Origin of the sequence: Sphaerisporangium sp. NPDC049003 (genome assembly GCF_043197795.1) — a bacterium.
Lineage (GTDB): Bacteria > Actinomycetota > Actinomycetes > Streptosporangiales > Streptosporangiaceae > Sphaerisporangium.
This window is the reverse complement of the sequence record NZ_JBICTU010000024.1, coordinates 109466-134336: the sequence shown is the minus strand read 5'-3', so window position 1 is coordinate 134336 and position 24871 is coordinate 109466. Positions and strand designations below refer to the sequence as shown.

General features: G+C 70.3%; 22 protein-coding genes. 3 read left to right on the top strand and 19 right to left on the bottom strand.

The genetic code is table 11. The features are described from left to right. Window positions 1–8: 8 nt before the first annotated feature. The 6 genes from alaS to ACGFIV_RS25820 form a co-directional block, all read right to left on the bottom strand. Window positions 9–2681: an alanine--tRNA ligase gene (gene alaS / locus ACGFIV_RS25845; RefSeq protein ID WP_392838019.1), complete on the bottom strand. Its 2673-nt coding sequence runs from the start codon at window positions 2679–2681 to the stop codon at window positions 9–11. 1 nt (window position 2682) lies between these two features. Then, window positions 2683–2937, bottom strand: coding sequence for a DUF6167 family protein (locus ACGFIV_RS25840; RefSeq protein ID WP_358559597.1), 255 nt, complete (start codon window positions 2935–2937; stop codon window positions 2683–2685). Further along, window positions 2934–3326, bottom strand: a complete 393-nt coding sequence (locus ACGFIV_RS25835; RefSeq protein WP_358559599.1) for a DUF948 domain-containing protein — start codon at window positions 3324–3326, stop codon at window positions 2934–2936. The genes ACGFIV_RS25840 and ACGFIV_RS25835 overlap by 4 nt, the downstream gene beginning before the upstream one ends. Window positions 3327–3453: 127 nt before the next feature. After that, complete coding sequence (locus ACGFIV_RS25830) at window positions 3454–4770, bottom strand: replication-associated recombination protein A (RefSeq protein ID WP_392838018.1); 1317 nt, start codon at window positions 4768–4770, stop codon at window positions 3454–3456. A gap of 9 nt (window positions 4771–4779) precedes the next feature. After that, window positions 4780–5319, bottom strand: coding sequence for a hypothetical protein (locus ACGFIV_RS25825; protein WP_392838017.1), 540 nt, complete (start codon window positions 5317–5319; stop codon window positions 4780–4782). 52 nt (window positions 5320–5371) lie between these two features. Next, window positions 5372–5833, bottom strand: coding sequence for a hypothetical protein (locus ACGFIV_RS25820; RefSeq protein WP_358559605.1), 462 nt, complete (start codon window positions 5831–5833; stop codon window positions 5372–5374). Window positions 5834–6139: 306 nt separating this feature from the next. On the opposite strand from ACGFIV_RS25820, the gene ACGFIV_RS25815 reads away from it, so the two are divergent. Further along, window positions 6140–7069: a peptidylprolyl isomerase gene (locus ACGFIV_RS25815; protein WP_392838016.1), complete on the top strand. Its 930-nt coding sequence runs from the start codon at window positions 6140–6142 to the stop codon at window positions 7067–7069. 61 nt (window positions 7070–7130) lie between these two features. On the opposite strand, the gene aspS is transcribed toward ACGFIV_RS25815, so the two are convergent. From aspS to ACGFIV_RS25800, 3 genes are all read right to left on the bottom strand, one after another. Beyond that, entirely contained in the window at window positions 7131–8909 is a 1779-nt protein-coding gene (aspS, locus tag ACGFIV_RS25810) for an aspartate--tRNA ligase (protein ID WP_358559609.1), read from the bottom strand. A gap of 93 nt (window positions 8910–9002) precedes the next feature. Continuing rightward, on the bottom strand, window positions 9003–10262 hold the full coding sequence (gene hisS / locus ACGFIV_RS25805) for a histidine--tRNA ligase (protein WP_358559611.1): 1260 nt from the start codon (window positions 10260–10262) through the stop codon (window positions 9003–9005). Then, window positions 10262–10945, bottom strand: a complete 684-nt coding sequence (locus ACGFIV_RS25800) for an MBL fold metallo-hydrolase (RefSeq protein ID WP_358559613.1) — start codon at window positions 10943–10945, stop codon at window positions 10262–10264. The genes hisS and ACGFIV_RS25800 overlap by 1 nt, the downstream gene beginning before the upstream one ends. 192 nt (window positions 10946–11137) lie before the next feature. Between ACGFIV_RS25800 and ACGFIV_RS25795 the strand changes: the two genes are divergently transcribed. Both ACGFIV_RS25795 and ACGFIV_RS25790 read left to right on the top strand, forming a co-directional pair. Beyond that, entirely contained in the window at window positions 11138–12004 is an 867-nt protein-coding gene (locus ACGFIV_RS25795; protein WP_358559615.1) for a peptidylprolyl isomerase, read from the top strand. A 59-nt stretch (window positions 12005–12063) separates the two neighbouring features. Further along, window positions 12064–13293 carry a DUF349 domain-containing protein gene (locus ACGFIV_RS25790; RefSeq protein ID WP_392838015.1) on the top strand — a complete coding sequence of 410 codons (1230 nt, stop codon included), beginning with the start codon at window positions 12064–12066 and terminating at the stop codon, window positions 13291–13293. 299 nt (window positions 13294–13592) lie between these two features. Here the strand turns inward: ACGFIV_RS25790 and ACGFIV_RS25785 are convergent, their stop codons facing one another. The 10 genes from ACGFIV_RS25785 to ACGFIV_RS25740 form a co-directional block, all read right to left on the bottom strand. Next, a complete protein-coding gene (locus ACGFIV_RS25785; protein ID WP_358558580.1) occupies window positions 13593–15779 on the bottom strand; it encodes a bifunctional (p)ppGpp synthetase/guanosine-3',5'-bis(diphosphate) 3'-pyrophosphohydrolase in 2187 nt (728 codons plus the stop codon). A gap of 233 nt (window positions 15780–16012) precedes the next feature. After that, a complete protein-coding gene (locus ACGFIV_RS25780) occupies window positions 16013–16531 on the bottom strand; it encodes an adenine phosphoribosyltransferase (RefSeq protein ID WP_358558578.1) in 519 nt (172 codons plus the stop codon). A gap of 79 nt (window positions 16532–16610) precedes the next feature. Next, window positions 16611–17690, bottom strand: a complete 1080-nt coding sequence (gene secF, locus ACGFIV_RS25775; RefSeq protein WP_392838014.1) for a protein translocase subunit SecF — start codon at window positions 17688–17690, stop codon at window positions 16611–16613. Next, window positions 17690–19519 carry a protein translocase subunit SecD gene (gene secD / locus ACGFIV_RS25770; protein WP_392838013.1) on the bottom strand — a complete coding sequence of 610 codons (1830 nt, stop codon included), beginning with the start codon at window positions 19517–19519 and terminating at the stop codon, window positions 17690–17692. The genes secF and secD overlap by 1 nt, the downstream gene beginning before the upstream one ends. A gap of 81 nt (window positions 19520–19600) precedes the next feature. Continuing rightward, window positions 19601–19954, bottom strand: a complete 354-nt coding sequence (gene yajC / locus ACGFIV_RS25765; RefSeq protein WP_358558572.1) for a preprotein translocase subunit YajC — start codon at window positions 19952–19954, stop codon at window positions 19601–19603. A gap of 466 nt (window positions 19955–20420) precedes the next feature. After that, complete coding sequence (ruvB, locus tag ACGFIV_RS25760) at window positions 20421–21482, bottom strand: Holliday junction branch migration DNA helicase RuvB (RefSeq protein WP_358558570.1); 1062 nt, start codon at window positions 21480–21482, stop codon at window positions 20421–20423. Between the two features lie 9 nt (window positions 21483–21491). Further along, complete coding sequence (ruvA, locus tag ACGFIV_RS25755) at window positions 21492–22112, bottom strand: Holliday junction branch migration protein RuvA (RefSeq protein ID WP_392838012.1); 621 nt, start codon at window positions 22110–22112, stop codon at window positions 21492–21494. Beyond that, entirely contained in the window at window positions 22109–22693 is a 585-nt protein-coding gene (gene ruvC / locus ACGFIV_RS25750; RefSeq protein ID WP_358558582.1) for a crossover junction endodeoxyribonuclease RuvC, read from the bottom strand. The genes ruvA and ruvC overlap by 4 nt, the downstream gene beginning before the upstream one ends. 126 nt (window positions 22694–22819) lie before the next feature. Then, window positions 22820–23986 carry an enhanced intracellular survival protein Eis gene (eis, locus tag ACGFIV_RS25745; protein WP_392838011.1) on the bottom strand — a complete coding sequence of 389 codons (1167 nt, stop codon included), beginning with the start codon at window positions 23984–23986 and terminating at the stop codon, window positions 22820–22822. Between the two features lie 133 nt (window positions 23987–24119). Continuing rightward, window positions 24120–24869 carry a YebC/PmpR family DNA-binding transcriptional regulator gene (locus tag ACGFIV_RS25740; RefSeq protein WP_358558564.1) on the bottom strand — a complete coding sequence of 250 codons (750 nt, stop codon included), beginning with the start codon at window positions 24867–24869 and terminating at the stop codon, window positions 24120–24122. Window positions 24870–24871: the final 2 nt, after the last annotated feature.

Here is a 24871-nt window from a genome sequence, read left to right as displayed (position 1 = left end):
CTCCACGATCAGGACAGCGTCTCCCGGATCGCGTGCTCGACGGCGCCGAGCGCGTCGCCGATCGCCTCCGGACGGGCTCCACCACCCTGCGCGACATCATCCTTACCGCCACCGCCACCCCCAAGTGCCTTGGCGGCGACGCCGACCAGTCGCCCGGCCTTGAGACCCCGGGTGCGCCCCGCATCGTTCACAGCGGCGACCACGACCGGACGGTCTGCGGGCACACCGGCGATCACGATCATCGCAGCGCGGTCACCGGGGAACCGGCCGCGCACGTCGAGAGCGAGTTTACGCAGGTCATCGGGGGAAGTGCCGTCAGGCGCGCGGTGGGTGACGACCGAAACGCCGTTGATGTCACGGGCGGAGGCGGCGAGCTCGCCGGCCGCGGCGAGCACCTGGGCCGAGCGGAGCCTCTCAAGCTCGCGCTCGGCCGTGCGCAGGCGGGTGACGATGCCCTCGACCCGCTCGGGCAGCTCCTCGCGGCGCGCCTTGAGCTGCTCGCTGAGCTGGGCGACCAGCACGCTCTCACGGGCGAGGAAGCGGAAGGCGTCGATGCCGACCAGGGCCTCGACGCGGCGCACTCCCGCGCCGATCGACGCCTCGCCGAGCACCTTCACCAGGCCGAGCTGGCCCGAGCTGGCGACGTGGGTGCCGCCGCACAGCTCGCGGGAGTAGTCGCCGACCTCGACGATGCGGACCTCGTCGCCGTACTTCTCGCCGAAGAGCGCCAGGGCGCCCATCGAACGGGCCTCGCTGAGGGAGGTGTGGTAGGCGTTGACCTTGAGGTCGTTGATGAGGATGGCGTTGACCTCGTCCTCGACGTCACGCAGGACGGTCGGCGGGACGGCTCCGGCCGCGGTGAAGTCGAAGCGGAAGCGACCCGGGGAGTTCTCGGAGCCGGCCTGGGCCGCGCCCTCGCCGAGCGCGTTGCGGAAGCCCCGGTGGACCAGGTGGGTCGCGGTGTGGCTGCGCGAGATCGCGCGGCGGCGCTCGATGTCGATCTCGGCCAGGGCCTGGTCGCCCACGCGAAGCTCGCCGTCGCGGACCTTGCCTCGGTGAACCACCAGGCCCGCGAACGGGGACTGGACGTCCACGATGTCGACCTGCGCGCCGCCCGTGCGGATGACGCCCTGGTCGGAGAGCTGGCCGCCGCCCTCGGCGTAGAACGGGGTGCGGTCGAGGACGACCTCGACGGTGGTGCCCGCTCCGGCCGCCTGGACCGAGGCCCCGTCGACGAGCACGCCGACGACGTTCGCCTCGGCGGTGGTGTTGTCGTAGCCGAGGAAGTCGACCTTGCCCGCCCTGTCGAGCATGGCGCCGAGGACCGAGATGTCGGCGTTGCCGGTCTTCTTCGCCGCCGAGTCGGCCTTGGCGCGGTCGCGCTGCTCGTTCATCAGGCGGCGGAAGCCCTCTTCGTCGACCTGGAGGCCCTGCTCGGCCGCCATCTCCAGCGTCAGGTCGATCGGGAAGCCGTAGGTGTCGTGGAGCTGGAAGGCCTGGTTGCCCGCGAGGGTCGGGACGCCCTTGCGCTTGGTCTCCTCCACGGCCGCGTCGAAGATCGCGGTGCCGGTGCGCAGGGTGCCGAGGAAGGAGACCTCCTCGGCGTCGATCACCGTGTGGATGTGGGCGGCGTCGGCCTTGAGGTCGGGATACTGGTCGCCCATCGCCTCGATGGTGGTCGCGGCCAGCTCGTGCATGTAGCGCTCCTCGCCCGCGCCGAGCAGGCGCAGGTTGCGGATCGCGCGGCGCAGCATGCGGCGCAGCACGTAACCCCGGCCCTCGTTGGATGGCAGCACGCCGTCGCCCACCAGCATGACGCCGGCGCGCAGGTGGTCGGCGACGACCCGCAGCGAGACGTCGGACCGGTCGTTCCTGCCGTAGCGGGACTTGGTGAGCTCGGCCGCCCTGTCGAGGATCTTGTAGGTGGTGTCGATCTCGTAGATGTTGTCGACGCCTTGCAGGATCGCCGCCATGCGCTCCAGACCCATGCCGGTGTCGACGCTCTTGGCGGGCAGCTCACCCGAGATGTCGAAGTCCACCTTGCTGCGCACCGCGCTGAGCTGGAACTGCATGAAGACGTTGTTCCAGACCTCCAGGTAGCGGTTCTCGTCGGCGACGGGGCCGCCTTCCCTGCCGTACTCGGGGCCGCGGTCGTAGTAGATCTCGGAGCACGGGCCGCCCGGGCCCGGCACGCCCATGTGCCAGTAGTTGTCGGCGAGCCCGCGGCGCTGGATGCGCTCGACCGGGATGCCCACCTTGTCGTGCCAGATGGCATGGGCCTCGTCGTCGTCGTGGTAGACGGTGACCCAGAGGCGCTCCTCGGGGAAGCCGAACCCGCCCTCGGACTCGGGCTTGGTCAGCAGCTCCCACGCGTACGGAAGGGCCTGCTCCTTGAAGTAGTCGCCGAAGGAGAAGTTGCCGAGCATCTGGAAGAAGCTGGCGTGCCGCGTGGTCTTGCCGACCTCGTCGATGTCGAGGGTGCGGATGACCTTCTGGGCGCTGGCCGCGCGGGGGTACGGCGGCTTCTTCTGGCCGAGGAAGTAGGGCTTGAAGGGCACCATTCCCGCGTTGACCAGCAGCAGCGTCGGGTCCTCGGCGACAAGGCTGGCCGAGGGGACGACAGTGTGCCCGCGCTCCTCGAAGAAGCGCAGGAAGCGGCGGGCGATCTCTGCCGACTCCATCTCAGCGGCCGTCCTTTACGTGGTGGTGGTGGATTTCTCTTACACTGTCGAGCCCGAATCGCTCTCGCAACTCGGTTTCCCGCCCGGCGGACAGGCGCCTGACCTCGTCGGCGAACAGGCGCGCCTCGGCGGCCAGACCCATGGCCCGGTCGGCGGCGCGGCGCGCGACGTGGTCGGGCTTCAACGCTTGCAGCTTACGCATCACCCAGACCGCGAGATACGCGCCCAGGGCCATGTAGAAGAGCCGCCTGGTCACGACTGGCGCCGCCTCTCGCCCGAGGGGCCCGAGGTGAGCCCGCGGCGCCTGGCGGCGGCGCCGCGCAGGCCGTGGAGCAGCGCCGAGGCCTTGATCAGCGGCTTGGCGAACAGCGTCGAGGCGACGCCGGTGACCTTCACCATGTGGCCGCTGACCTCCTTCATGTTGCCCGCGATGGCCTCGACCGTGACCAGCTGCCGGTTGGTCTCGGCGACCGTGAGGCTGACCTCGTCGAGCAGCGGGACGACCCGCTCGCTCAGGTCGGCGACCATCTTGGTGGTCTCGGTGAGCAACCGGGCGAGCCTCACCAGCACCACTGCAAGAAAGCAGACCAGTATCGCCCAGAACATTGCGACGACGAGGCCGGCGACCTCTCCGGCGGTAAGCATGTCGATGCGTCCCCTCGTAGGTGACCTACGGATGTGCGGCCCGGCTGGGGCGTTGGAATGCAGAGACCCTATCGCGCCCGTGCTCCGCGCCGTCGCTCAGCACGCCACGCCTGTGGACGGGCGGCGGTCACGGCCGGCCGCGCAGGAACTCCCGGATCTTCGCCCATCGGTCGGCGAAATGCGCCTCGCCGCCGTGACGGGTGGGCTCGTAGTAGCGGCGCCCGCGGACCTCCTCGGGCGCGTAGTCCTGCTTCACCAGGCCGTGCTCGAAGTCGTGGGGGTACTGGTAGCCCTTGCCGTGGCCCAGCTTGGCCGCGCCGGGGTAGTGGGCGTCGCGCAGGTGGCCGGGCACCTGCCCGATCAGGCCGCGCCGCACGTCGTCCGAGGCGGCGCCGATCGCCTTGATCACGGCGTTGGACTTCGGGGCCAGCGCGCAGTGGATGACCGCCTGGGCGAGGTTGAGGCGGCCCTCGGGCAGGCCGATCATCTGCACGGCCTGGGCGGCGGCCACCGCGACCTGCAGGCAGGTCGGATCGGCCATGCCGACGTCCTCGGAGGCGAAGATCATGACGCGGCGCGCGAGGAACCGGGGGTCCTCCCCCGCCTCGATCATGCGGGCGAGATAGTGCAGCGCGGCGTCCACGTCGGAGCCGCGCATGCTCTTGATGAACGCGCTGATGACGTCGTAGTGCTGGTCGCCCTGCCTGTCGTAGCGCACCGCGGCCTTGTCGACCGCCTTCTCGACGGTCTCGACGGTGACCTCGCCGTCGGGGACCAGCAGCGCCGCCGCCTCCAGGTAGGTCAGCGAGCGGCGGGCGTCTCCCCCGGCCAGGCGGACCAGGTGGTCCATCGCCTCGGGCGCGAGCCGCACCCTGCCGTCCAGGCCGCGCGGGTCGCCTGCGGCGCGGTCGAGGACGGAGCGGACGTCGGCCTCCGAGAGCGACTCCAGCGTGAGCAGCAGCGACCGCGACAGCAGCGGTGAGATCACCGAGAAGTAGGGATTCTCGGTGGTGGCACCGATGAAGGTCACCCAGCGGTTCTCCACGGCGGGCAGCAGGGCGTCCTGCTGGGCCTTGTTGAAGCGGTGGACCTCGTCGACGAACAGGACGGTCTGGCGCCCGGTCATGCCGAGCTCGCGCTTGGCCTGGTCGATGGCGGCGCGGACCTCCTTGACCCCCGCGGAGACCGCCGACACCTCGACGAACCGCCGTTTGGTCACGCCCGCGACGACGTAGGCGAGCGTGGTCTTGCCGGTGCCCGGAGGGCCCCACAGGAACAGCGACATGGGGGCCTCGCTCTCGACCAGCCGGCGCAGGGGCGTGCCCTGGCCGAGCAGGTGGCGCTGGCCGACGACCTCGTCGAGAGTGCGGGGCCGCATGCGGACGGCGAGCGGCTCCTGGCTCCTGTGGGCTTCCTCCGCCGCCGAATCGAACAAACTCTCCACGCGTTGACACTACCGCCGATAGAGCAGGTCGACGGTGTCGTGGTGGGCGCCCCAGGTGAGCTCGAAGGTCCAGCAACCGGGTTCGGGCACGTCGGTCACGCTGGGATAGATCTCGCCGGGACCCGAGTCGCTGGGGAAGGCGGCGCGTACGACGGGCCGCTCGGCGCCACGTGGATGGGCGACGACGCGCAGGTCCTGGGAGTCGCGCGGCAGCCGTACGTACCAGAGGATCTTGTTGGACGGGCTGGTCGGCGTGCCCGCGCGCAGCGGGTCGGCGAACAGGTAGCCGAGCGCGTCGCCCTCACGGCCGAGGACGAAGCGGGTTCCCGGGGCGTTCTCGGCCGCCCAGGCGGGTGGGCCGCCCGACTGGACCGGGGTGTCCCCGCACCCGCCCTGGGCCCGCGGGGTTCCTCCCGGCGCCACGCTCGCCGAGGTCGCGGGCCGGGCGGGCGCCGCGGAGGCGCCGGGGGCCTTGGGTTCTCCGGAGGCCGCGGGCGAGGCGCAGGCCCCCGCCAGCAGGCACGCCATCACGATCGTCGCGCGTCTCATGCCGGTACTACCGCGCCCGGGCCGATGAGGTTCCCGGCCGCGGGCGGCCCGGCTATCCGGCCCAGACCGCGGTCGCCCCCGTGTGACCGGCCATGAGGACGTAGTAGCCGGCGACCAGGGCGAGCACCACGGTGACGGCTGACAGGACCCCGGTGGTCACTTTCCCGAGCTTGAGGGAGGAGTAGACGAGCAGGAGCGCGGCGACGCCGAGGCCTATGACGCTCAGAAGCAGCGGGCCGGCGTAGCTCTCGTGGTCGTTGATCCGCCGGCCGAGCGCCCCCTCGGGCAGCCCGCCCGCGAACCTTCCGGCCTTGAACGCCTCGCCGCTCTCCTTGGCGGCGAACGCGGACACCGGGGCCGCGACGGCCAGCAGGACCATCGCCCAGGACAGGGACGGGCGCACACGCGGGACCAGCCCGTACACCACGGAGCCCAGAGCCAGCAGTGGGATGAAGATCACGGCGGTGTGGATGATCAGGGGGTGGGCGGGCAGACCGAGGATCTCATCGAACATGTCTTGGCTCCTGTGAAGTGGCTCGTCGTCCCCTATACGGATCCCGCGGCCCCCGGGTTCCCCCGGGCCGCTCCGGATCACACGGGCGACCCCCTTTCGCCCGCGTGACTCGATGATGTCCGTGACGGCGTCAAGTCACCGTAAGAAATTCCCCAGGACAACATTCCCCACAGCAAGCATGCCTGCAGGTAGGCAAAGGGTGATCTTCACTACCCCGCAACCTGGGCGTTTTATACGGGCTCAACGTAAAGGCCGGTACGATTCCCGAGCGCATAAAGTCATCAATCGGCAAATGGAAGGCATACCGTGACCGACGTGGATCGCCAGACCCAGCTGGCACGGGAGCACCGCGAGCGGCAGCAACAGCGGGACAAGAACACCGGCCGCGGCGGCACGTCCAAGCGGAACACGATCATCGGCGCCGGGGTGGGGGTCGTGGTCGTGGTGGGCGGGATCGTCGCCGCGACGACCCTCATGGGCGGCAAGGACGATGCCAAGACCGGCGCGGCCGCCACCTCGACCCCCTCGGCCTCCGTCTCCGCCTCGGGCGGGGCCTCCGCTCCGGCGGCGCTGCCCAGCACGACGGCCGACCCGGCCGCCGGGACCTGCTCTTACCGCAAGGACGACACCGGGGCACCGGCCAAGAAGGTGGGCATGCCGCCGTCGAAGCCGGACCTGAAGGCCAAGACGATGACGATCGTCACCAACCAGGGCACGATCGTGATCCAGCTCGCCACCGCCCAGGCGCCGTGCACGGTGAACTCCTTCGAGTTCCTCGCGAAGAAGAACTTCTTCGACAACACGCGCTGTCACCGCCTGGCGACGCCGGAGACCACGGGCCTCGGGATGCTGCAGTGCGGCGACCCGCTGGCCAAGGGCGACGGCAAGACCAAGGACGACGGCTCAGGTGGTCCGGGGTACCTCTTCGACGACGAGAACCTCGGCGGCATCGGCCTCGGAAGGGGCACGGTCGCCATGTCGCAGGCATCGGAGGACGCCAACTCCAACGGCAGCCAGTTCTGGATCTCCTTCTCGGACGAGAACACCCAGTTGGCCGCCTCCGGCGCCGCCTTCACCCCGTTCGGCGTGGTGGTCAAGGGCATGGACGTCATCGACAAGATCGCCAAGGGCGGCATCATCCCGTTCAACGGCGACCCGATGGCCGACGTCCGCGGCGAGGGCTCCAACGCTCCCAAGCTGCCGGTGATCATCAAGGACATGAAGATCTCCCGCTGAGGATCAGGTCCTTTCGCGGAAGAGCCCCGGCGCGACGCGCCGGGGCTCTTCTCGTGGACCGTCAGGCGTCCGCGGCCCTCGGCGCGGCGGCGGCCTTGGGGGCGCGGCTCGCGTCGACGCCGGCCTCCTTACGCTGCTCGGGCGTGATCGGCGTCGGGGCGGCCGTCAACGGGTCGAAGCCGGAGGCGGTCTTCGGGAAGGCGATCACGTCACGGATCGACTCGCCGCCCGCCAGCAGCATGCAGATGCGGTCCCAGCCGTAGGCGATGCCTCCGTGCGGCGGCGGGCCGTACTTGAACGCCTCCAGCAGGAACCCGAACTTGCTCTCGGCCTCCTCCTTGGAGATGCCGAGCACCTCGAAGACCCGCTGCTGCATCTCGGCCCGGTGGATACGGATCGAGCCGCCGCCGATCTCCATGCCGTTGCAGACCATGTCGTAGGCGTACGCCAGAGCCTCGCCAGGGTGGTCCTGGAAGTTGTCGGCCCACTCGGGCTTCGGGCCCGTGAACGGGTGGTGTACGGCCGTCCAGCCCGTCTGGCGGCCCACCTCGTCGAGCACCGGCTCGAACATCGGCGCGTCGACCACCCAGAGGAAGCTCCACTGGGACTCGTCGATCAGTCCGCAGCGGCGGCCGATCTCCAGGCGCGCGGCGCCGAGCAGGTCGCGCGAGGCGGACGGCGCGCCGGCGGCGAAGAAGATCGCGTCGCCCTCGGAGGCGCCGGTCGCGGCGGCGAGCCCGGCGCGCTCCTTCTCGGAGAGGTTCTTGGCCACCGGGCCCCCCAGCTCGCCGCCCGGAAGGACCAGGACGTACGCGAGGCCCCTGGCGCCGCGGGACTTGGCCCAGTCCTGCCAGGCGTCCAGCTCCTTACGCGTCTGGGAGGCGCCGCCCGGCATGACGACCGCCCCGACGTAGGGCGCCTGGAAGACGCGGAACGTGGTGCCGGCGAAGTACTCGGTCAGCTCGGTCAGCTCGCAGCCGAAGCGCAGGTCGGGCTTGTCGGACCCGAAGCGGGCCATCGCCTCCCGGTAGCTCAGGCGGGGAAGCGGCGTGGGCACCTCGTACCCCACCGTCTCCTTCCAGATGCGGCCGATCAGCGCCTCGCCGAGGGCGATGACGTCGTCCTCGTCGACGAAGGACATCTCAACGTCGATCTGGGTGAACTCCGGCTGCCGGTCGGCGCGGAGGTCCTCGTCGCGGAAGCAGCGCGCCAGCTGGTAGTAGCGCTCCAGGCCGCCCACCATGAGGAGCTGCTTGAACAGCTGGGGGGACTGCGGCAGCGCGTACCAGTTGCCCGGCTGGAGCCGCACGGGCACCAGGAAGTCACGGGCGCCCTCGGGGGTCGACCGGGTGAGGTCGGGCGTCTCGACGTACACGAAGCCGTGCTCGCGCATGACCTCGTGGGCGAGATAGGTGGCGGTGGAGCGGACACGCAGGGCCTGGGCGACCTGCTGGCGTCGCATGTCGAGGTAGCGGTACTTCAGCCGCGCCTCCTCGGAGACGCCCCCGCCGCCCTCGATGGGGAACGGCAGCGGGGCGGACTCGCTCAGCACCTCGACCTCCGAGGCGACGACCTCGATCTCGCCCGTCGGCAGATCGGAGTTCTCGTTGCCCTCGGGACGGGTGCGGACCTCTCCGGCGATCCTGACGCAGTACTCCGAGCGGAGGTCGTGCGCGTGGTCCTCCTCGCGGAAGACCACCTGCGCGGAACCGGACGCGTCGCGCAGGTCGATGAAGACCACGCCGCCGTGGTCACGGCGGCGTGCCACCCACCCGGCCAGCGTCACCTGCTGGCCGGCGTGCTCCTTGCGCAGCGATCCGGCGGTGTGCGTGCGGATCATCGAAACTCCTTGAGCGTGGCAAGCCCCGCCTTCAGGCAGGGGGGAAAGGGCGGCACGAGGCCGCATGGTTCGTTGATCACGAGCGGGTGGAGGTCAATTGGTCAGCTTCTCTTTCAGCGTCGTGACGATCTCGGCGAGCGGCACGGCGGTCTGGTCGCCGCTCGCCAGGTGCTTCACCTGGGCGGCCCCGGCGGCGATGTCCCGCTCGCCGAGGATCACCGCGTACGTGGCCCCGGAACGGTCGGCGCCCTTCATGGCGCCCTTGAGCCCCTTGCCGTCGAAGGCCATGTCGGCGGCGACGCCCGCCATGCGCAGCTCATGGACGAGCCCGAACACGCGCCTGGCGGCCTCCTCGCCGAGCGGCACGCCGTACACGGCGACGCGGGCGGGGGCCTCCCTGGCCAGATCCTCGGCCTCGACGGCCAGGATGATGCGGTCGACGCCCACGGCGAACCCGATGCCGGGCAGCGGCGGGCCGCCGATGTCCTCCGACAGCCCGTCGTACCGGCCGCCTCCGCCGATGCCCGACTGGGCCCCGAGCAGCGGGTGGTCGAACTCGTAGGTGGTGCGGGTGTAGTAGTCGAGGCCGCGCACGAGCCGGGGGGAGTCCTCCCACGGCACGCCGAGATCATCGAGCAGCGAGCGGACCCGGTCGTGGTGGGCCTTGCAGGACGCGCACAGGTGGTCGGTGATCAGCGGGGCGCTCTCGACCTGGGCCTGCACCTCGGGGCGCTTGTCGTCGAGCACCCGCAGGGGGTTGATCTCGATGCGCGCCCGGGTGGCCTCGTCGAGGTCGAGCCCACGCAGGTAGTCCTGGAGGGCGGCGCGGTAGGCGGGGCGGCACTGCTTGCAGCCGAGCGTGTTCAGCAGCAGGCGCACCCGCGTCAGCCCGAGTGCCTGGTAGCCCGACCAGGCGATCGCGATGGTCTCGGCGTCGACCGCGGGGTCCTCGGTGCCGATGGCCTCCACGTTGAACTGCTGGAGCTGGCGGTAGCGGCCCGCCTGCGGGCGCTCGTAGCGGAACGCCGGGCCCGTGGTCCACAGCTTGACCGGCAGCTGGCCGTTGTGCAGGCCGTGCTCCAGCGTCGAGCGCATGACCCCGGCGGTGAACTCGGGCCGCAGCGTGATCGAACGGCCGCCCCGGTCGGCGAAGGTGTACATCTCCTTGGTCACCACGTCGGTCGACTCGCCGACGCCCCGGGCGAACAGCTCGGTGACCTCGAAGACGGGAACCTCGATGTACGAGTAGCCGGCGTTCGCCGCGGCGGTGGAGAACGCCGCGCGGACCGCGAGGAACGTCGCGGAGCGCGGCGGGAAATATTCGGGTACGCCCTTGGGCGCCTGAAAGCTCATTACAGTCCCCTGGTTGGGCCCGCGAACGGCACCGCCTCGGCAAGATACGGGTTCGTGGCTCGTTCGCGGCCGATCGTCGTGTGTGGTCCGTGACCGGGCAGCACCGTCGTGTCGTCCGGCAGCGTCAGGCAGACTTCGCCCAGGCTGCGCAGGATGGTCTGGTAGTCGCCGCCCGGAAGATCGCTGCGGCCGATGGAGCCGGCGAACAACAGGTCTCCCGAGAACATCACACGCTCCCCGGGAAGCCTGAACGTCACCGACCCCCTGGTATGCCCGGGCGCGTGGTCGACGGTGATGGCCATGCCCGCGATGTCGAGCACCGCCCCGTCGGACAGCTCGCGCACGTCGTCGGGCTCGCTGAACGTGAGCCCGCCGAAGAGCTGCTGGCGGGCCAGGAGCGACAGGCCCTTGCCGGGATCGGTCAGCAGCTCGCGGTCGTCGGGGTGGATCCACGCCGGAACGTCGCGCGCTCCGCAGACCGGCGCGACCGACCACACATGATCGAGATGACCGTGCGTGAGCAGCACGGCGACCGGCTTCAGCCGATGCTCGCGAAGCATGTCGTCCAGGCCGGCGACAGCGTCCTGACCTGGGTCGACGATCACGCACTCCTCGCCCGCGGCGGGAGCGACGACGTAGCAGTTGGCCTGGAAGGAGCCGGCGGGAAAGCCGTCGATGAGCACGGAAACGGTCCTCGGTGTGATCGATCTCGTCAAGGAAAGCGGATGGGAATGTAACCGAAGGGTACCGGTGCGGGTCGCCGGGCTGCGAACCATTGCCGGTTGGCCGATACGATTCGCCCACTCCATAAAGGTGGCGGTCGTCCAGTGAGGCGACCAAACAGGATCAACTCGGACAGTCGGGAGGGCACAGCGGTGGCGACCGGCAAGGACCGTCAAAAGCAGCTGGCACGAGAGCATTACGAACGGCAGATACAGCGGCGCGCCGAGCGGCAGGCCCGCACGAAGCGCGTGGCGATCTTGGGCACGAGCCTGGGCGTGCTGGTGGTGGTGAGCGGCATCTTCACGGCCGTCGCCGTCATGAGCGGCGGCGACTCCAAGACCGCGGCTGCGACGGCCTCGGACTCGCCCGCGGCGTCGTCGGCCCCGCCGTCCGCGGGACCCCAGCCCAAGCCGTACGACGCGGCGGCCGGCACGTGCGACTTCGTCGCCGACATCAACGGGGCTCCCGCGAAGAACGTGGGGGTGCCCCCGGCGAAGGCCGACAAGGCCGCGAAGACGATGACGATCGGGACCAACCATGGCGACATCGTCGTGAGCCTGGACACCGACAAGGCGCCCTGTACGGTGAGCTCCTTCGCCTATCTCGCCTCGAAGAAGTACTTCGACGGGTCCAAGTGTCACCGCATGGGGCCGGCGAGCTTCCCCATGCTGCAGTGCGGCGACCCGCTGGCCAAGGCCGACGGCAAGAACCCCGGCGACGGTCAGGGCGGTCCGGGCTACCGGTTCGCCGACGAGAACCTGACCGGCGCCAAGTACACCCGCGGGGTGGTCGCCATGGCCAACAGCGGGCCCAACACCAACGGTAGCCAATTCTTCATCATCTTCGGTGACCTCCAACTCCCCCCGAACTACACCCCGTTCGGTACCGTCACAAAGGGGCTCAAAATCCTCGACGATGTGAGCAAGAAGGGCGTCCTGCCCGGGGGGATGGGCGACGGCTCGGGTGCTCCCAAGGACCCGGTCGAAATCAAGCACGTGACAATCTCTGGCAAGAGCTGACGTAATACAACCAAGGACGCGTAGCGTCCTGGAGGCTGATTCGAGTGCGGGAGGACACGGTGAGCACCGACCCGTGGGGCCGGGTAGACGACGACGGCACCGTCTACGTTCGTACGGCTGAGGGAGAACGGGCCGTCGGGTCCTGGCAGGCCGGTGAACCGGAAGAGGCCCTCGCCTACTTCCACAGGAAGTTCGACGAGCTGGCCACGCAGGTGGAACTGCTGGAACAGCGGGTCCGCGGCACCGACCTGCCACCCGCCCAGGCCGAGGCGACGATCGTCAAGCTGCGCGAGTCCATCACCGACGCGCACGCCGTCGGGGACCTCGCGGGGCTGGAGGGCCGCCTGGAGGCGCTCACCGACCTGGTCGGCAAGCGCCGCGAGGAGGTGAAGGCCGCCCGGGACCACGCACGCGCCCAGTCCCGGGAGATCAAGGAACGCATCGTCGCCGAGGCCGAGCGCATCGCCGAGGACACCACTCACTGGAAGTCCGGAGGCGAGCGGCTGCGCCAACTCGTCGAGGAGTGGAAGGCCGCCGAGCGCATCGACCGGGTGACCGAGGCGGCCCTGTGGAAGCGGCTCTCCGCCGCCCGCACGGCCTTCGCGAAGCGGCGCAAGTCGTACTTCGCCGGGCTCGACGAGCAGCGCGAGTCGGTGCGCAGCATCAAGGAGCGCATCGTCAGCGAGGCCGAGGCGCTCGCCAGTTCGACCGACTGGGGCGAGACCGCGTCGGCCTACCGCGAGCTCATGCAGCGCTGGAAGACCGCGGGCCGCGCCTCCCGTGAGGCCGAGGACGACCTGTGGAACCGCTTCAAGGCGGCCCAGGATCTGTTCTTCCAGGCCCGTTCGGCGGTGTTCGCCGAGCGTGACGCCTCGCTGCGGGAGAACGCCGAGGCCAAGGAGCGCATCCTCGCCGACGCCGAGCGCATCCTGCCGGTGACCGACGCCCGCGCCGCGCGGGCGGCCCTGCGCGCCGTCCTGGAGCGCTGGGAGTCGGTCGGGGCGGTGCCGCGCGAGTCCAGGGACAAGCTGGAGGGCGGCCTGCGGCGCATCGACGAGGCCGTGCGCAAGGCCGAGGAGACCGAGTGGAAGCGGTCGAACCCCGAGGCCCGCGCCCGCGCGCAGAACACCGTCGACCAGCTGCGCAGGTCGATCGAGCAGCTGGAGGGCCGCCTGGCCAAGGCCACGGCCGCCGGCAAGGACAAGGACGTCAAGGAGGCCGAGGAGGCCATCTCCGCCCGCCGCTCGTGGCTGGAGGAGGCTGAGCGCACCCTCGCCGAGTTCTCCTGACCGGCGTACGCTCCCGGGTTCCGCCGTGCGGGGACGGCGGACCGGCCCTCGCGCGCCGGTCGCGGTGACCGGCGCGCCGCCACCCGGGAGACCTCGGCCCGGCCCGCTCCTCCGAAGGACCGGGCCGGGTCTCTCCTGTGAAGGACCTGGCCGGACTTGAAGGACCGGGCCGGCTTCTCCTATGAGGGGCTTGCCCCGCTGCTCCTGTGAAGGCGGGCTCCCACGCCGATCGGGCGGCGAGCCCCGCATCCCGGCCGCGCGCGTGCGTCCACGGCCGGGAACCGGCGTCTGATCGCCGATCAGTTGGTGACGCGGTAGACGTCGTAGACGCCCTGGATGTTGCGCACCGCCTTCAGCACATGGCCCAGGTGCTTGGGATCGCCCATCTCGAACGTGAACTTGCTGACCGCCGTGCGGTCACGGGACGTGGTGACCGAGGCGGACAGGATGTTCACGTGCTGGTCGGACAGCATGCGCGTCACGTCCGACAGCAGGCGCGGGCGGTCGAGCGCCTCCACCTGGATGGCCACCAGGAACACCGAGTCGTCACTGGGCGACCAGCTCACCTCGACCAGGCGGTCGGGCTCCGACCTCAGCTGCTCGATGTTCGGGCAGTTGAGGCGGTGCACCGACACGCCGTGCCCCCGGGTCACGAAGCCCACGATGTCGTCGCCGGGCACCGGGGTGCAGCAGCGCGACAGCCGTACCCAGACGTCGGAGTCGCCCGCCACGATGACGCCGGCGTTGGTGCCGGTGCGCGGCCGGCCCCGCAGCTTGGTGGGGACGGCGGCCTCGGCGATGTCCTCCTCGGCGCCCTCGACCCCCCCGAGCGACTGCACGAGCTTCTGCACGACCGCCTGGGCGGCCGTGTGCCCCTCTCCGACGGCCGCGTACAGCGCGGAGACATCGGGGTAGCGCAGGTCCCTGGCGAGGGCCAGGAGGCTCTCTCCGGACATCAGGCGCTGCAACGGGAGCCCCTGCTTGCGCATCGCCCGGCCGATGGCCTCCTTACCGGCCTCGATCGCCGTCTCGCGGCGCTCCTTGGAGAACCACTGGCGGATCTTGTTGCGCGCCCTGCCGCTCTTGACGAACTTCAGCCAGTCGCGGGACGGCCCGGCGTCGGGCGACTTGGAGGTGAAGATCTCGACCGCGTCGCCGTTGCTCAGGCGCGACTCCAGCGGGACCAGGCGGCCGTTCACCCGGGCGCCGATGCACCGGTGCCCGACCTCGGTGTGCACGGCGTAGGCGAAGTCGACCGGGGTGGCGCCCTCGGGCAGCGCGATCACCTGGCCGCGCGGCGTGAAGACGAACACCTCGGACACCGACAGGTCGAACCTCAGTGACTCCAGGAACTCGCCCGGATCTGCGGTCTCCTTCTGCCAGTCGAGGAGCTGGCGGAGCCAGGCCATGTCGCCGGCGGACTTCATGCGGGCCCCCGCGGGCCCGGAGACGCCCATCTCCTCCTTGTACTTCCAGTGGGCCGCCACGCCGTACTCGGCGCGGTGGTGCATCGCGCGCGTGCGGATCTGCAGCTCCACCGGCTTGCCCTCGGGCCCGATGACCGTCGTGTGCAGCGACTGGTACATGTTGAACTTGGGCATCGCGATGTAGTCTTTGAACCGGCCGGGCACAGGGTTCCATCGCGCGTGGATCGTTCCGAGCGCGGCATAGCAGTCGCGCACCGTGTCGACCAGCACGCGAATGCCCACAAGGTCGTAGATGTCGTCGAACGCGACCTCGCGCGCGATCATCTTCTGGTAGATCGAGTAGTAGTGCTTGGGCCTGCCCTTGACCGCCGCGCGGATCTTGGCCTCGCGCAGGTCGGCGGAGACCTTCTCGATCACTTCCTGCAGGAACAGGTCGCGGCGCGGGGCCCGCTCGGACACCATGCGGGCGATCTCGTCGTAGCGCTTGGGATAGAGCATCCCGAACGCCAGGTCCTCCAGCTCCCACTTGATGGTGTTCATGCCGAGCCGGTGGGCCAGCGGAGCGAAGATCTCCAGCGTCTCGCGGGCCTTCTGCTCCTGCTTGTGCCTCGGGAGGTAGCGGAGGGTGCGCATGTTGTGGAGGCGGTCGGCGAGCTTGATCACCAGCACCCGGATGTCGCGGGACATCGCGACGACCATCTTGCGGACGGTCTCGGCCTGGGCCGCGTCGCCGAACTTCACCTTGTCGAGCTTTGTCACGCCGTCGACGAGCAGCGCGATGTTCTCGCCGAAGTCGGCGCTCAGCTCGTCGAGGCCGTACGCGGTGTCCTCCACGGTGTCGTGGAGGAGTGCGGCGCACAGGGTCTCGTCGTCGGTGCCGAGCTCGGCGAGGATCGTCGCGACCGCGAGCGGGTGGGTGATGTAGGGATCACCGCTCTTCCGCTTCTGGTCGCGGTGGTGGTAGGCGGCCACGTCGTAGGCACGCTCGATCAGGCGCAGATCGGCCTTGGGGTGCGTGGCCCGGACCGTCTTGAACAGAGGTTCCAGAACCGGATTCATCGCGCCACCCCATTGCCCCCCGAACCGGGAAAGCCTGCGGCGTACGGCAGGCGCCGGTTTCTCGTCCGTGCCTGCGGACATGGCTAAACCCGTTTCGTCCGCGGGCGCGGAAACCGGCTCAGGGGTGTCGGTCACTTCGGGCAAGGCCACATCACGGGGCACTCAGACTCCTCACGTCGAGTCCAGATTCTCCAGTGTATCCACGCTGGGGGCACCGACCTCGCGGGAGTCGATCAGACGATCACCAGAGCGCGTACGTCGATGTCGCCCAAACGGTCGCGGCCCTTGAGGAAGGCGAGCTCCATCAGCACGGAAACGCCCACGACCTCGGCGCCTGCACGGCTGACCAGCTCCACCGCCGCCCGGGCGGTGCCGCCCGTGGCGAGCACGTCGTCGACGATGAGCACGCGGTCGCCCGGAGCGAACGCGTCGCGGTGCACCTCGATGACGGCGGAGCCGTACTCCAGATCGTAGGACGCTTCGAGCGTCTCGGCAGGGAGTTTGCCCTTTTTACGGACAGGCACAAATCCCGCGCCCGCCTTGCAGGCGACCGGAGCGGCGAGGATGAAGCCCCGGGCCTCGATGCCGACGACCTTGTCGACGTCCAGTTCGTCGGCGATCGCGTCGATCACGGCGGAGAACGCGGCGTGGTCGCCGAGCAGCGGCGTGATGTCCTTGAAGACGACACCGGGCTGGGGATAGCCGGGCACGTCCCTGATCCTGCTGAGGATCGTCGTGGTCAGGTCGGTCATCTCGGGGGTCCCTTCCAGGCGACAGCGAAGCGCCCCCGTGATACCAGTGAGATCACGGGGGCGTCGCGGGGAACGCTGCCTAACGCTTCTTACGCTTGCTTGCGGCCACCGCGCCGTTGGACGAGCCCGGGGAGGTGGCGGTCGCGGCCGCCGGCTCCTTGCTCTTGCCCGAGGGGACGGCGTCCTTGACGGCCGAGCCGCCCTTGGTGGTGGAGAGCCGCTTGGCGATCGCCAGGTACCTCGGCTCGCGCTCCTTGAGGCGCACGAGCAGCGGGGTCGCCACGCACAGCGAGGAGTACGTGCCGACGATCATGCCGACGAACAGCGCCAGCGACAGGTCCTTCAGCGTGCCCGCGCCGAACAGCGTGGTGCCGATGAACAGGATCGCCGCCACCGGCAGGATCGCGACCAGCGAGGTGTTCAGCGACCGGATCAGCGTGTGGTTCAGCGCGTTGTTGGCCGCCTGGGTGTAGGTCATCTTGGAGGTCGTGCCGAGCTTGGCGGTGACCTCCTTGATCATGTCGAACACGACCACCGCGTCGTACAGCGAGTAACCGAGGATCGTGAGGAAGCCCAGCATGGTCGCCGGGGTCACCTCGAACCCCGACCAGGCGTAGACGCCCGCGGTGATGACCAGGTCGTGGATGAGCGCGACCACTGCGGCCAGCGCCATCTTCCACTCGAAGGCCAGCGTGAGGTAGAGGATGATCGCGATCATGAACACGATCAGGCCGATGACGGCCTTGTTGAGGACCTCACCGCCCCACGTGGCCCCGATGATCTGCTTGCTGACCTGGTTGCCCGGAATGCCGTACTTCTGGGAGATGACGCCCTGGACCCGGCTGACCTCGCTGACCGGAAGGCTCTCGGTGGTCACCCGCCAGCGGGTGGGGGTGTCCTGGACGATGACCTGGTGGACGCCCGCGCCCTCGACCGTGGACCGCACGTCCTGGATCGTGGACGACGCCGGCTTGGTGAAGCTGAAGACCGAGCCGCCCTTGAACTCCACGCCCAGGTTGAGGCCCTGGACGACCATGCCCAGGACGGAGATCAGCAGAAGCACCCCGGACAGGCCGTACCAGAGCCTGTAGCGCCCGACGAAGTCGATGTCGACCTCGCCGCGGTAGAGACGGCGCCCGATCACGCCGATGCGCGACATCAGCCCTCCTGCGTAACGGTCGTGCGGGCGTCGGACGGCTCGCGGCTCATGCGCTCGGCGTCCAGGCCCGACAGCTTGTGGCCCTTGGCGAAGAACGACAGCTTGGCCAGCATCGCGACGAACGGCTTGGTGAACAGGAACACCACCAGGATGTCGATCAGGGTGGTGAGCCCCATGGCGAAGGCGAACCCGGCCACGCCGCCGACGGCGAGGAAGTACAGCACCAGGGCGGCGATGAACATGACCGCGTCGGCGATCAGGATCGTGCGGCGGGCACGCACCCAGGCCACCTCGACGGCCACCCGGAGCGAGCGCCGGCCTTCCTTCATCTCGTCACGCATGCGTTCGAAGTAGACGATGAAGGAGTCGGCGGTGATACCGATCGAGACGATCAGGCCGATGATGTGCGGGAGCGACAGTCGGAAGTTGGCGTTGTGACCCAGCAGGACCACCGCCTGGTAGGTCAGGATCGTCGCCACCCCGAGGCTCGCCACCGCGACGAGCCCGAGACCCCGGTAGTACAGCAGCGAGTAGACGACCACCAGGATGAGGCCGATGCCGCCCGCGAGCAGGCCGCCCTGAAGCTGGTCGGCGCCGAGCGTGGAGGAGACCTCCTCGATCGAGCTCTGCTGGAACTTCAGCGGGAGCGCGCCGTACTTGAGCTGGTTGGCCAGGTCGGTGGAGGTCTTCTGCGTGAAGCTGCCGGAGATGCGGGCCTGGCCACCGGGGATGGGCTCCTCGATGACCGGGGCGGAGATGACCACTCCGTCGAGCACCATGGCAAGCTGGTTACGCGGCTGCGGGGCGCTGGTGATCTGCCCGGTGACCTGCGCGAACTGGCTGGCGCCCTTGCTCTTGAAGTTGACGGAGACGATCCACTCGCCGGTGGTGGAGTCGACGCCCGAGGTGGCGCCGGAGACCTCGGTGCCCTTCACCGCGGCCTTCTCCAGGACGTACTTGGCGGCGCCGTCGTCGCTGCAGGCCACGATCTGCTTCTCGGGGTCGTCCTGGACGCCCTGGCCGCGGTCCTTCTTGGTGCAGTCGATGGTCTTGAACTGCTCGGCCACGGCGGGGTCGACGCCGGTGAGGTCGGCACCGGCCAGCGGGTCCTCGGCGGAGGGGGCCGTCGGCTCGGCGCTCGGCTGGCCCGAGGCCGCGGACGAGCTCGGCTCGGGGGTCGCCTTGCCGCTCGGCGTCGCCTTGCCGCTCGGCGTCGCCTTGCCGCTCGGCGTCGCCTTGCCGCTCGGCGTCGCCTTGCCGCTCGGCGTCGCCTTGGCGCCCGAGGCCGAAGGCGCGGGCGTGGGGGCGGTCAGCGCCGAGGACAGCGCCCGGCCGGCGGGCGTGCCGCTCGGCGCGGGGTTCGCGGTCGACGACGGCTGGGTCGAGGACGTCGGCTTCGAGGAGCTCTTGCCCGTGGGCGCCGGGCTCCCGCTGCCGGACGGCTCCGGCGTCGCGGGCGCGGTCGGCAGCTTGCCGGGCACGGCGTTGGCCGCGGCCACCGCGAGTACTTGACGGAAGCGCAGCTCGGCCGTGGTGCCGACGGTCTTGACGACCTCGTCGGTGCCCGCGCCGCCCACGGAGATGACGATGTTGTCGCCCGACTTGGCGACGTCGGCGTCGGCCAGGCCGGTGCCGTTCACCCGCTCGCGGATGATGTTGACGGCCAGGTCGAGGCTCTCCTGGGAGGGGGCCGCGCCGCTCTGCGTGACCGGTGACAGCGTCACCGTGGTCCCGCCGGCGAGATCGAGTGCGAACTTCGGGACGAATGCCTTCTGAAGAAGCATCGTCGCGCCCATGGCGAGGATGAGTGCCAGGAGCGCCAGGAGCACGCGTCCCGGCCTACTCTGGCTGCTGGTCGATGGGGCCACTGGTGGTCAGTTCTTTCGTCAAGGGGTTTGCGGTGAGCCTACTCAGGACTTCTGATTAGTCGAGCCCTCGTCTCCCCTGTGCTCAGGGGTGTCGATCACCGTCTCGTCGGTGACGGTGTCCCGGACGCCTTCTCCATTGTCCACCGTCTCCTCCTCCACCGGCGTCAGCACGCGGCCGATGGCCGCCTTGGTCCACCGGGTCTCGATGCCGGGCGCGATCTCCAGGATCACGTCGTCGTCCTGGATCGCCGAGACGGTCGCGAACAGGCCGGTGGTGGTCATGACACTGGTGCCCGGAGTGAGGCTGCTCTGCATCTGCGCCTGCTCCTGCTGCCGCTTGCGCTGCGGCCGGATGAGCAGGAAGTAAAAGACCACGACCAGCAAGATCAGTGGCACGAACGATCCAAGGCCCTGCACGGGGCTTCCTTCCGGTAAGAACTGACCGGCCTGGCGCCGGATGTCTGGCGACGAACGGCACGGCCACACTCTGATCATGTCAGCGTACACAGCCAGCCAAGCCACGGAGTTTAGGCGAGCTTGTCAAACCCCGGCAACGAACCCACGCTCCGGCACGCTGGAAAGTTCCCGTTGTCACCGATCTGTGACCAGCCGATACGGCAGGCTTGAAACTTTCAGCCGTCGTGGAGGGACCGGTCACGGGGGCGCCCCCGGAGCAGGGAGTACACGGGGCTCACCTGGCCGGACCAGCGGCGAAGGCCGACGCGGTTCACCGGAGGCACCGAAGATCATTGTAAAGTCCGCCAGTCAGGACGAGTTCGGCGAGGACCGGACCACCCTCAGGCTTCGAGACCGAATTGTCGCGAAGTCCCGCCTTTAACCGGTCTCGGATCGGCCGCCCTGGTCAGGTGACCGGGCCGGGATCGTCGAAGAGCATCGGGTGGCCCATCGCGCCGAAGGCGTCCGGCGGAGGGGTCAGGCCGAGGTGGGACCAGGCGGACGCGGTGGCCACGCGGCCCCGGGGGGTGCGGGCGAGCAGACCCTGCCGTACGAGGAAGGGCTCGGCGACGACCTCGACGGTCTCGGGCTCCTCCCCCACGGCCACGGCCAGCGTGGACAGCCCGACGGGACCGCCCCCGAACTTGCGCAGCAGGGCGCCCAGCACGGCCCGGTCGAGCCGGTCGAGCCCTTCGGCGTCGACCTCGTAGAGGTTGAGCGCGGCCGAGGCGATGTCCCGGGTGATGAGGCCGTCGGTGCGCACCTCGGCGAAGTCGCGCACCCGCCTGAGCAGGCGGTTGGCGATGCGGGGCGTGCCGCGGGACCGCCGCGCGATCTCGTGGGCGCCCTCCTCGGGAAGGTCCAGCGAGAGCAGTCGCGCCGAACGGCGAAGCACCTGCTCCAGCTCGTCGACGTCGTAGAAGTCCAGATGGGCGACGAAGCCGAACCTGTCGCGCAGCGGGGCGGGCAGCAGGCCCGCGCGCGTCGTGGCCCCCACCAGAGTGAACGGGGCGATCTCCAGTGGGATCGCGGTGGCCCCCGGCCCCTTGCCGACCACGATGTCGACCCGGAAGTCCTCCATGGCGAGGTAGAGCATCTCCTCGGCGGGGCGCGCCATGCGGTGGATCTCGTCGATGAACAGCACCTCGCCCTCGGACAGGGTCGACAGGATCGCCGCCAGGTCACCCGCCCGTTCGAGCGCGGGCCCGGAGGTCAGCCTGAGGGGCATGCCGAGCTCCGCCGCGATGATCATGGCGAGCGTGGTCTTGCCGAGCCCCGGCGAGCCGTTCATCAGCACGTGGTCGGGCGGCCGGTTGCGGCGCAGCGCGCTTTCGAGCACCAAGGAGAGCTGCTCGCGCACCCTTCCCTGGCCGATGAACTCACCCAGCCGCTTGGGGCGCAGCGCCGACTCGATCGCCTGCTCGTCGCCCTCGGCGTCCGGCGACACAAGGTCTCTGTCCAGGCTCACGCAGGGCCCCTATCGCACGCTCAGGGCCCGCAGGGCCGCCTTCAGCAGCACCGCGACCGCGGGGGCGCGCCCGGCGGCCACCTCGGCGTCGGCCTCCGGGGAGACGATCGCGATCGCCTCGTCGGCGTCCCTCGCCGAGTAGCCGAGCCCGACGAGGCCGGAGTGCACCTGCTCGCGCCAGGCGGGCTGCTTGGCCTGCCCGTTGAGCGCGGCGGCCAGCGCCGCGTCGGGCGTGCCGAGCTTGTCCTTCAGCTCCAGGATGATGCGCTGCGCGCCCTTCTGCCCGATGCCGGGGACCATGGTGAGCGCCTTGACGTCGGCGCTCGCGACCGCGACCCGCAGGGCGTTCGGCGGGTGGACGGCCAGCATGGCCAGCGCCAGCCTGGGACCGACGCCCGACGCGGTCTGGAGCAGTTCGAAGACCGTGCGCTCGTCGTCGGTGCCGAAGCCGAACAGCGTCAGGGAATCCTCGCGGACCACCAGCGAGGTGGCGAGCCGGGTCTCCTCGCCCGTGCGAAGGGTCGCCAGCGTGCCGGGCGCGCAGTGGACGAGCATGCCGACGCCGCCGACCTCGACCACGGCCGAGTCGGGGGCGATCGCGGCGACGCGCCCGGAGATCGAGGCGATCACAGGGCCGCTCCCTTCGTGGATCCGGCCCGTCCGCCACCGGGCGCGCCGGAAGCGCGGGACGGGCGGGCGGCCTTGGCCTTGGCGACGGCCTCGGCGAGGCGGTTCTGCGTGCCGCCACGCCAGATGTGGCAGATGGCGAGTGCCAGGGCGTCGGCGGCGTCCGCGGGCCTGGGCATGGCGTCGAGCCGCAGAAGGCGGGTGACCATGGCGCCCACCTGGACCTTGTCGGCGTTGCCGTACCCCGTGATCGCCGCCTTGACCTCGGAAGGCGTGTGGAGCGCGACCGGAAGGCCGCGGCGGGCGGCGCAGACGATGGCCACGGCGGAGGCCTGGGCGGTGCCCATGACGGTGCGCAGGTTGCTCTGGCTGAAGACCCGCTCGACCGCGACGGCGTCCGGCCTCACCTCGTCGAGCCAGCGCTCGATCTCGGCCTCGATCGCGACGAGGCGCGCGCCGATGTCGTCGCCGGCGGGGCTGCGCGCGACCCCGACCTTGACCAGCTCAAGCGGGGCGCCCGCGCGCCCCTCGACGGCACCGAGACCGCAGCGGGTCAGCCCTGGGTCGACCCCCATCACCCGCAGCTCAGGTAGCCGCACCGGCAAGCCTCCCGTGAAACGCCGAACACCTGTTCGGCCCCGAACTCTACCCCGGCCGCCGCGGCGGCGCACCACCGACACGCCGCGCCTGCGAGGGGCGGGCAGGCCCGGTCAGAAGTAGTCGATCATGTAAGGCCTGGCGGCGAAGGCGGTGTCGAGGAGGTCGTCGGTGCCGGGCGCGCCGCCCGCGAGAAGCCCGGCGCGGCGGAGCGTGCTCGTCGGGACGCCCGCGAACAGGGCGGACATGCCTCCGATGGACAGGCGGGGCACATCCGCGCCGGGAGGCGCCGTGGTGGCGGTGGCCGTGCCGCCGCCGGAGGAGATCGACAGGCGCCACGCGCCCGAGTTGGCGGGACGCTGCGGATCGTCCACCTCGACGACCGTCTCGGCCGAGACGCCGGCCGGGTAGCCGCGCAGGCCGACGGCGGCGGCCAGGTCGACGAGGCGGAACATCCAGCGGGTCTGCTTCACCGTGTCGTACGAGCGCTCGCGCAGCAGCCACAGCATCGGGTCGTCGGGCTCGACGCTGGCCGTGACCGTCGTGGCCATGGACGAGGCCGTTCCCACGAGCGACCACAGCGCCCTCGCCGTCGCCTCCGACCCGGCCACGAGGTTGTCGACGTCGATGTCCCCGTCGTGCCAGCGGTAGAGGACGAAGCCGTCGTCGGCGAGGTAGGCGAAGTCGTCCTCGCCGGAGAGCCACAGGCGGGCGACGCGCTCCTCCCAGCCGAGAGGCCCCGAGGCGCGCGTGGCGGCGTAGACGCGGTCGAGCACGCTCCTGAGCTCGGGGGCGTCGTCGGGGCCCATGCGCCTCAACTTGACGCCGCCGTCGGGGGCGCTCAGCGTGCGAAGGGCCTCGGCGGGCACCGTGATCCTGTTACGCGCCCCGGCGTGCTCCCAGCCGAGGCTCCGGTACAGCGGGGTGGTCGCGGGGTACAGCGCGGAGGCGACGTGGCCGAGCTCGGCGCAGCGCTCCAGCGTCCCCCGCATCAGGAAGCGGCCCACTCCGCGCCCGCGCTCCTCGGGCGCCACCGTGACGCTCGCCACGCCGCCCATCGACAGCGGACGGCCGTGCCACCACTGGTCGTAACGGTTGATCCTGCTCGTGCCGATCAGGCGCCCGCCGTCGAAGATCCCGAGATAGCGCCCCTCGGCCAGGGTCGGCGTCACCATGGCCCGCCACGGCTCCACGCTGCTCGCGGGGAGGGGGCCGAAGGCCCGCTTACGGCTGTCGAGCACGGCGTCGAGGTCATCGGCCGTCACATCACGGATCTCCACAACGGCCAAACCTATGGCGACCGCCCGGACCCGGTCGAATTATTTTCCCGCGCCCACCTGGCCCGTCGCCGTACGGATCAGGGAAAGACGCGTCACCCCCGGCACGGCCGGGGGTGACGGCGGGCTCGGCCGGCTAGTCGAGCTTCGCCAGGACGTCGTCGGAGACGTCGAAGTTGGCGTAGACGTTCTGGACGTCGTCGCTGTCCTCAAGGGCGTCGATGAGACGGAAGACCTTGCGCGCGGAGTCCTCGTCGAGGGGGACGCTGAGCGTGGGCATGAAGCCGCTCTCGGCCGAGTCGTAGTCGATGCCGGCGTCCTGCAGGGCCTTGCGCACCGGGACGAGGTCACCGGCCTCGGAGACGACCTCGAAGGAGTCGCCCAGGTCGTTGACCTCCTCGGCGCCCGCGTCGAGGACGGCGGTCAGCACGTCGTCCTCACCGAGGTCGCCCTTGGGGACGATCACCACGCCCTTGCGGTTGAACATGTAGGACACCGAGCCGGGGTCGGCCATCGAGCCGCCGTTGCGCGTCATGGCGACACGGACCTCGGAGGCCGCGCGGTTGCGGTTGTCGGTGAGGCACTCGACGAGCACCGCGACTCCGCCGGGCGCGTAGCCCTCGTACATGATCGTCTGCCAGTCGGCGCCACCGGCCTCCAGGCCGCCGCCGCGCTTGCGCGCGCGCTCGATGTTGTCGACCGGGACCGAGCTCTTGCGCGCCTTCTGGATGGCGTCGTAGAGGGTCGGGTTGCCCTCGGGGTCAGGACCACCCGTCCGGGCCGCCACCTCGATGTTCTTGATGAGCTTGGCGAAAAGCTTGCCGCGCTTGGCGTCGATCACGGCTTTCTTGTGCTTCGTCGTCGCCCATTTGGAGTGGCCGGACATCG

Bases quoted from the DNA above. Each gene is read 5' to 3' on its own strand.
- alaS (WP_392838019.1), bottom strand. From the start codon at position 2,681: ATGGAGTCGGCAGAGATCGCCCGCCGCTTCCTGCGCTTCTTCGAGGAG.
- ACGFIV_RS25835 (WP_358559599.1), bottom strand. From the start codon at position 3,326: ATGCTTACCGCCGGAGAGGTCGCCGGCCTCGTCGTCGCAATGTTCTGG.
- ACGFIV_RS25825 (WP_392838017.1), bottom strand. From the start codon at position 5,319: ATGAGACGCGCGACGATCGTGATGGCGTGCCTGCTGGCGGGGGCCTGC.
- ACGFIV_RS25820 (WP_358559605.1), bottom strand. From the start codon at position 5,833: ATGTTCGATGAGATCCTCGGTCTGCCCGCCCACCCCCTGATCATCCAC.
- aspS (WP_358559609.1), bottom strand. From the start codon at position 8,909: ATGATCCGCACGCACACCGCCGGATCGCTGCGCAAGGAGCACGCCGGC.
- hisS (WP_358559611.1), bottom strand. From the start codon at position 10,262: ATGAGCTTTCAGGCGCCCAAGGGCGTACCCGAATATTTCCCGCCGCGC.
- ACGFIV_RS25785 (WP_358558580.1), bottom strand. From the start codon at position 15,779: ATGAATCCGGTTCTGGAACCTCTGTTCAAGACGGTCCGGGCCACGCAC.
- ACGFIV_RS25780 (WP_358558578.1), bottom strand. From the start codon at position 16,531: ATGACCGACCTGACCACGACGATCCTCAGCAGGATCAGGGACGTGCCC.
- secF (WP_392838014.1), bottom strand. From the start codon at position 17,690: ATGTCGCGCATCGGCGTGATCGGGCGCCGTCTCTACCGCGGCGAGGTC.
- ACGFIV_RS25740 (WP_358558564.1), bottom strand. From the start codon at position 24,869: ATGTCCGGCCACTCCAAATGGGCGACGACGAAGCACAAGAAAGCCGTG.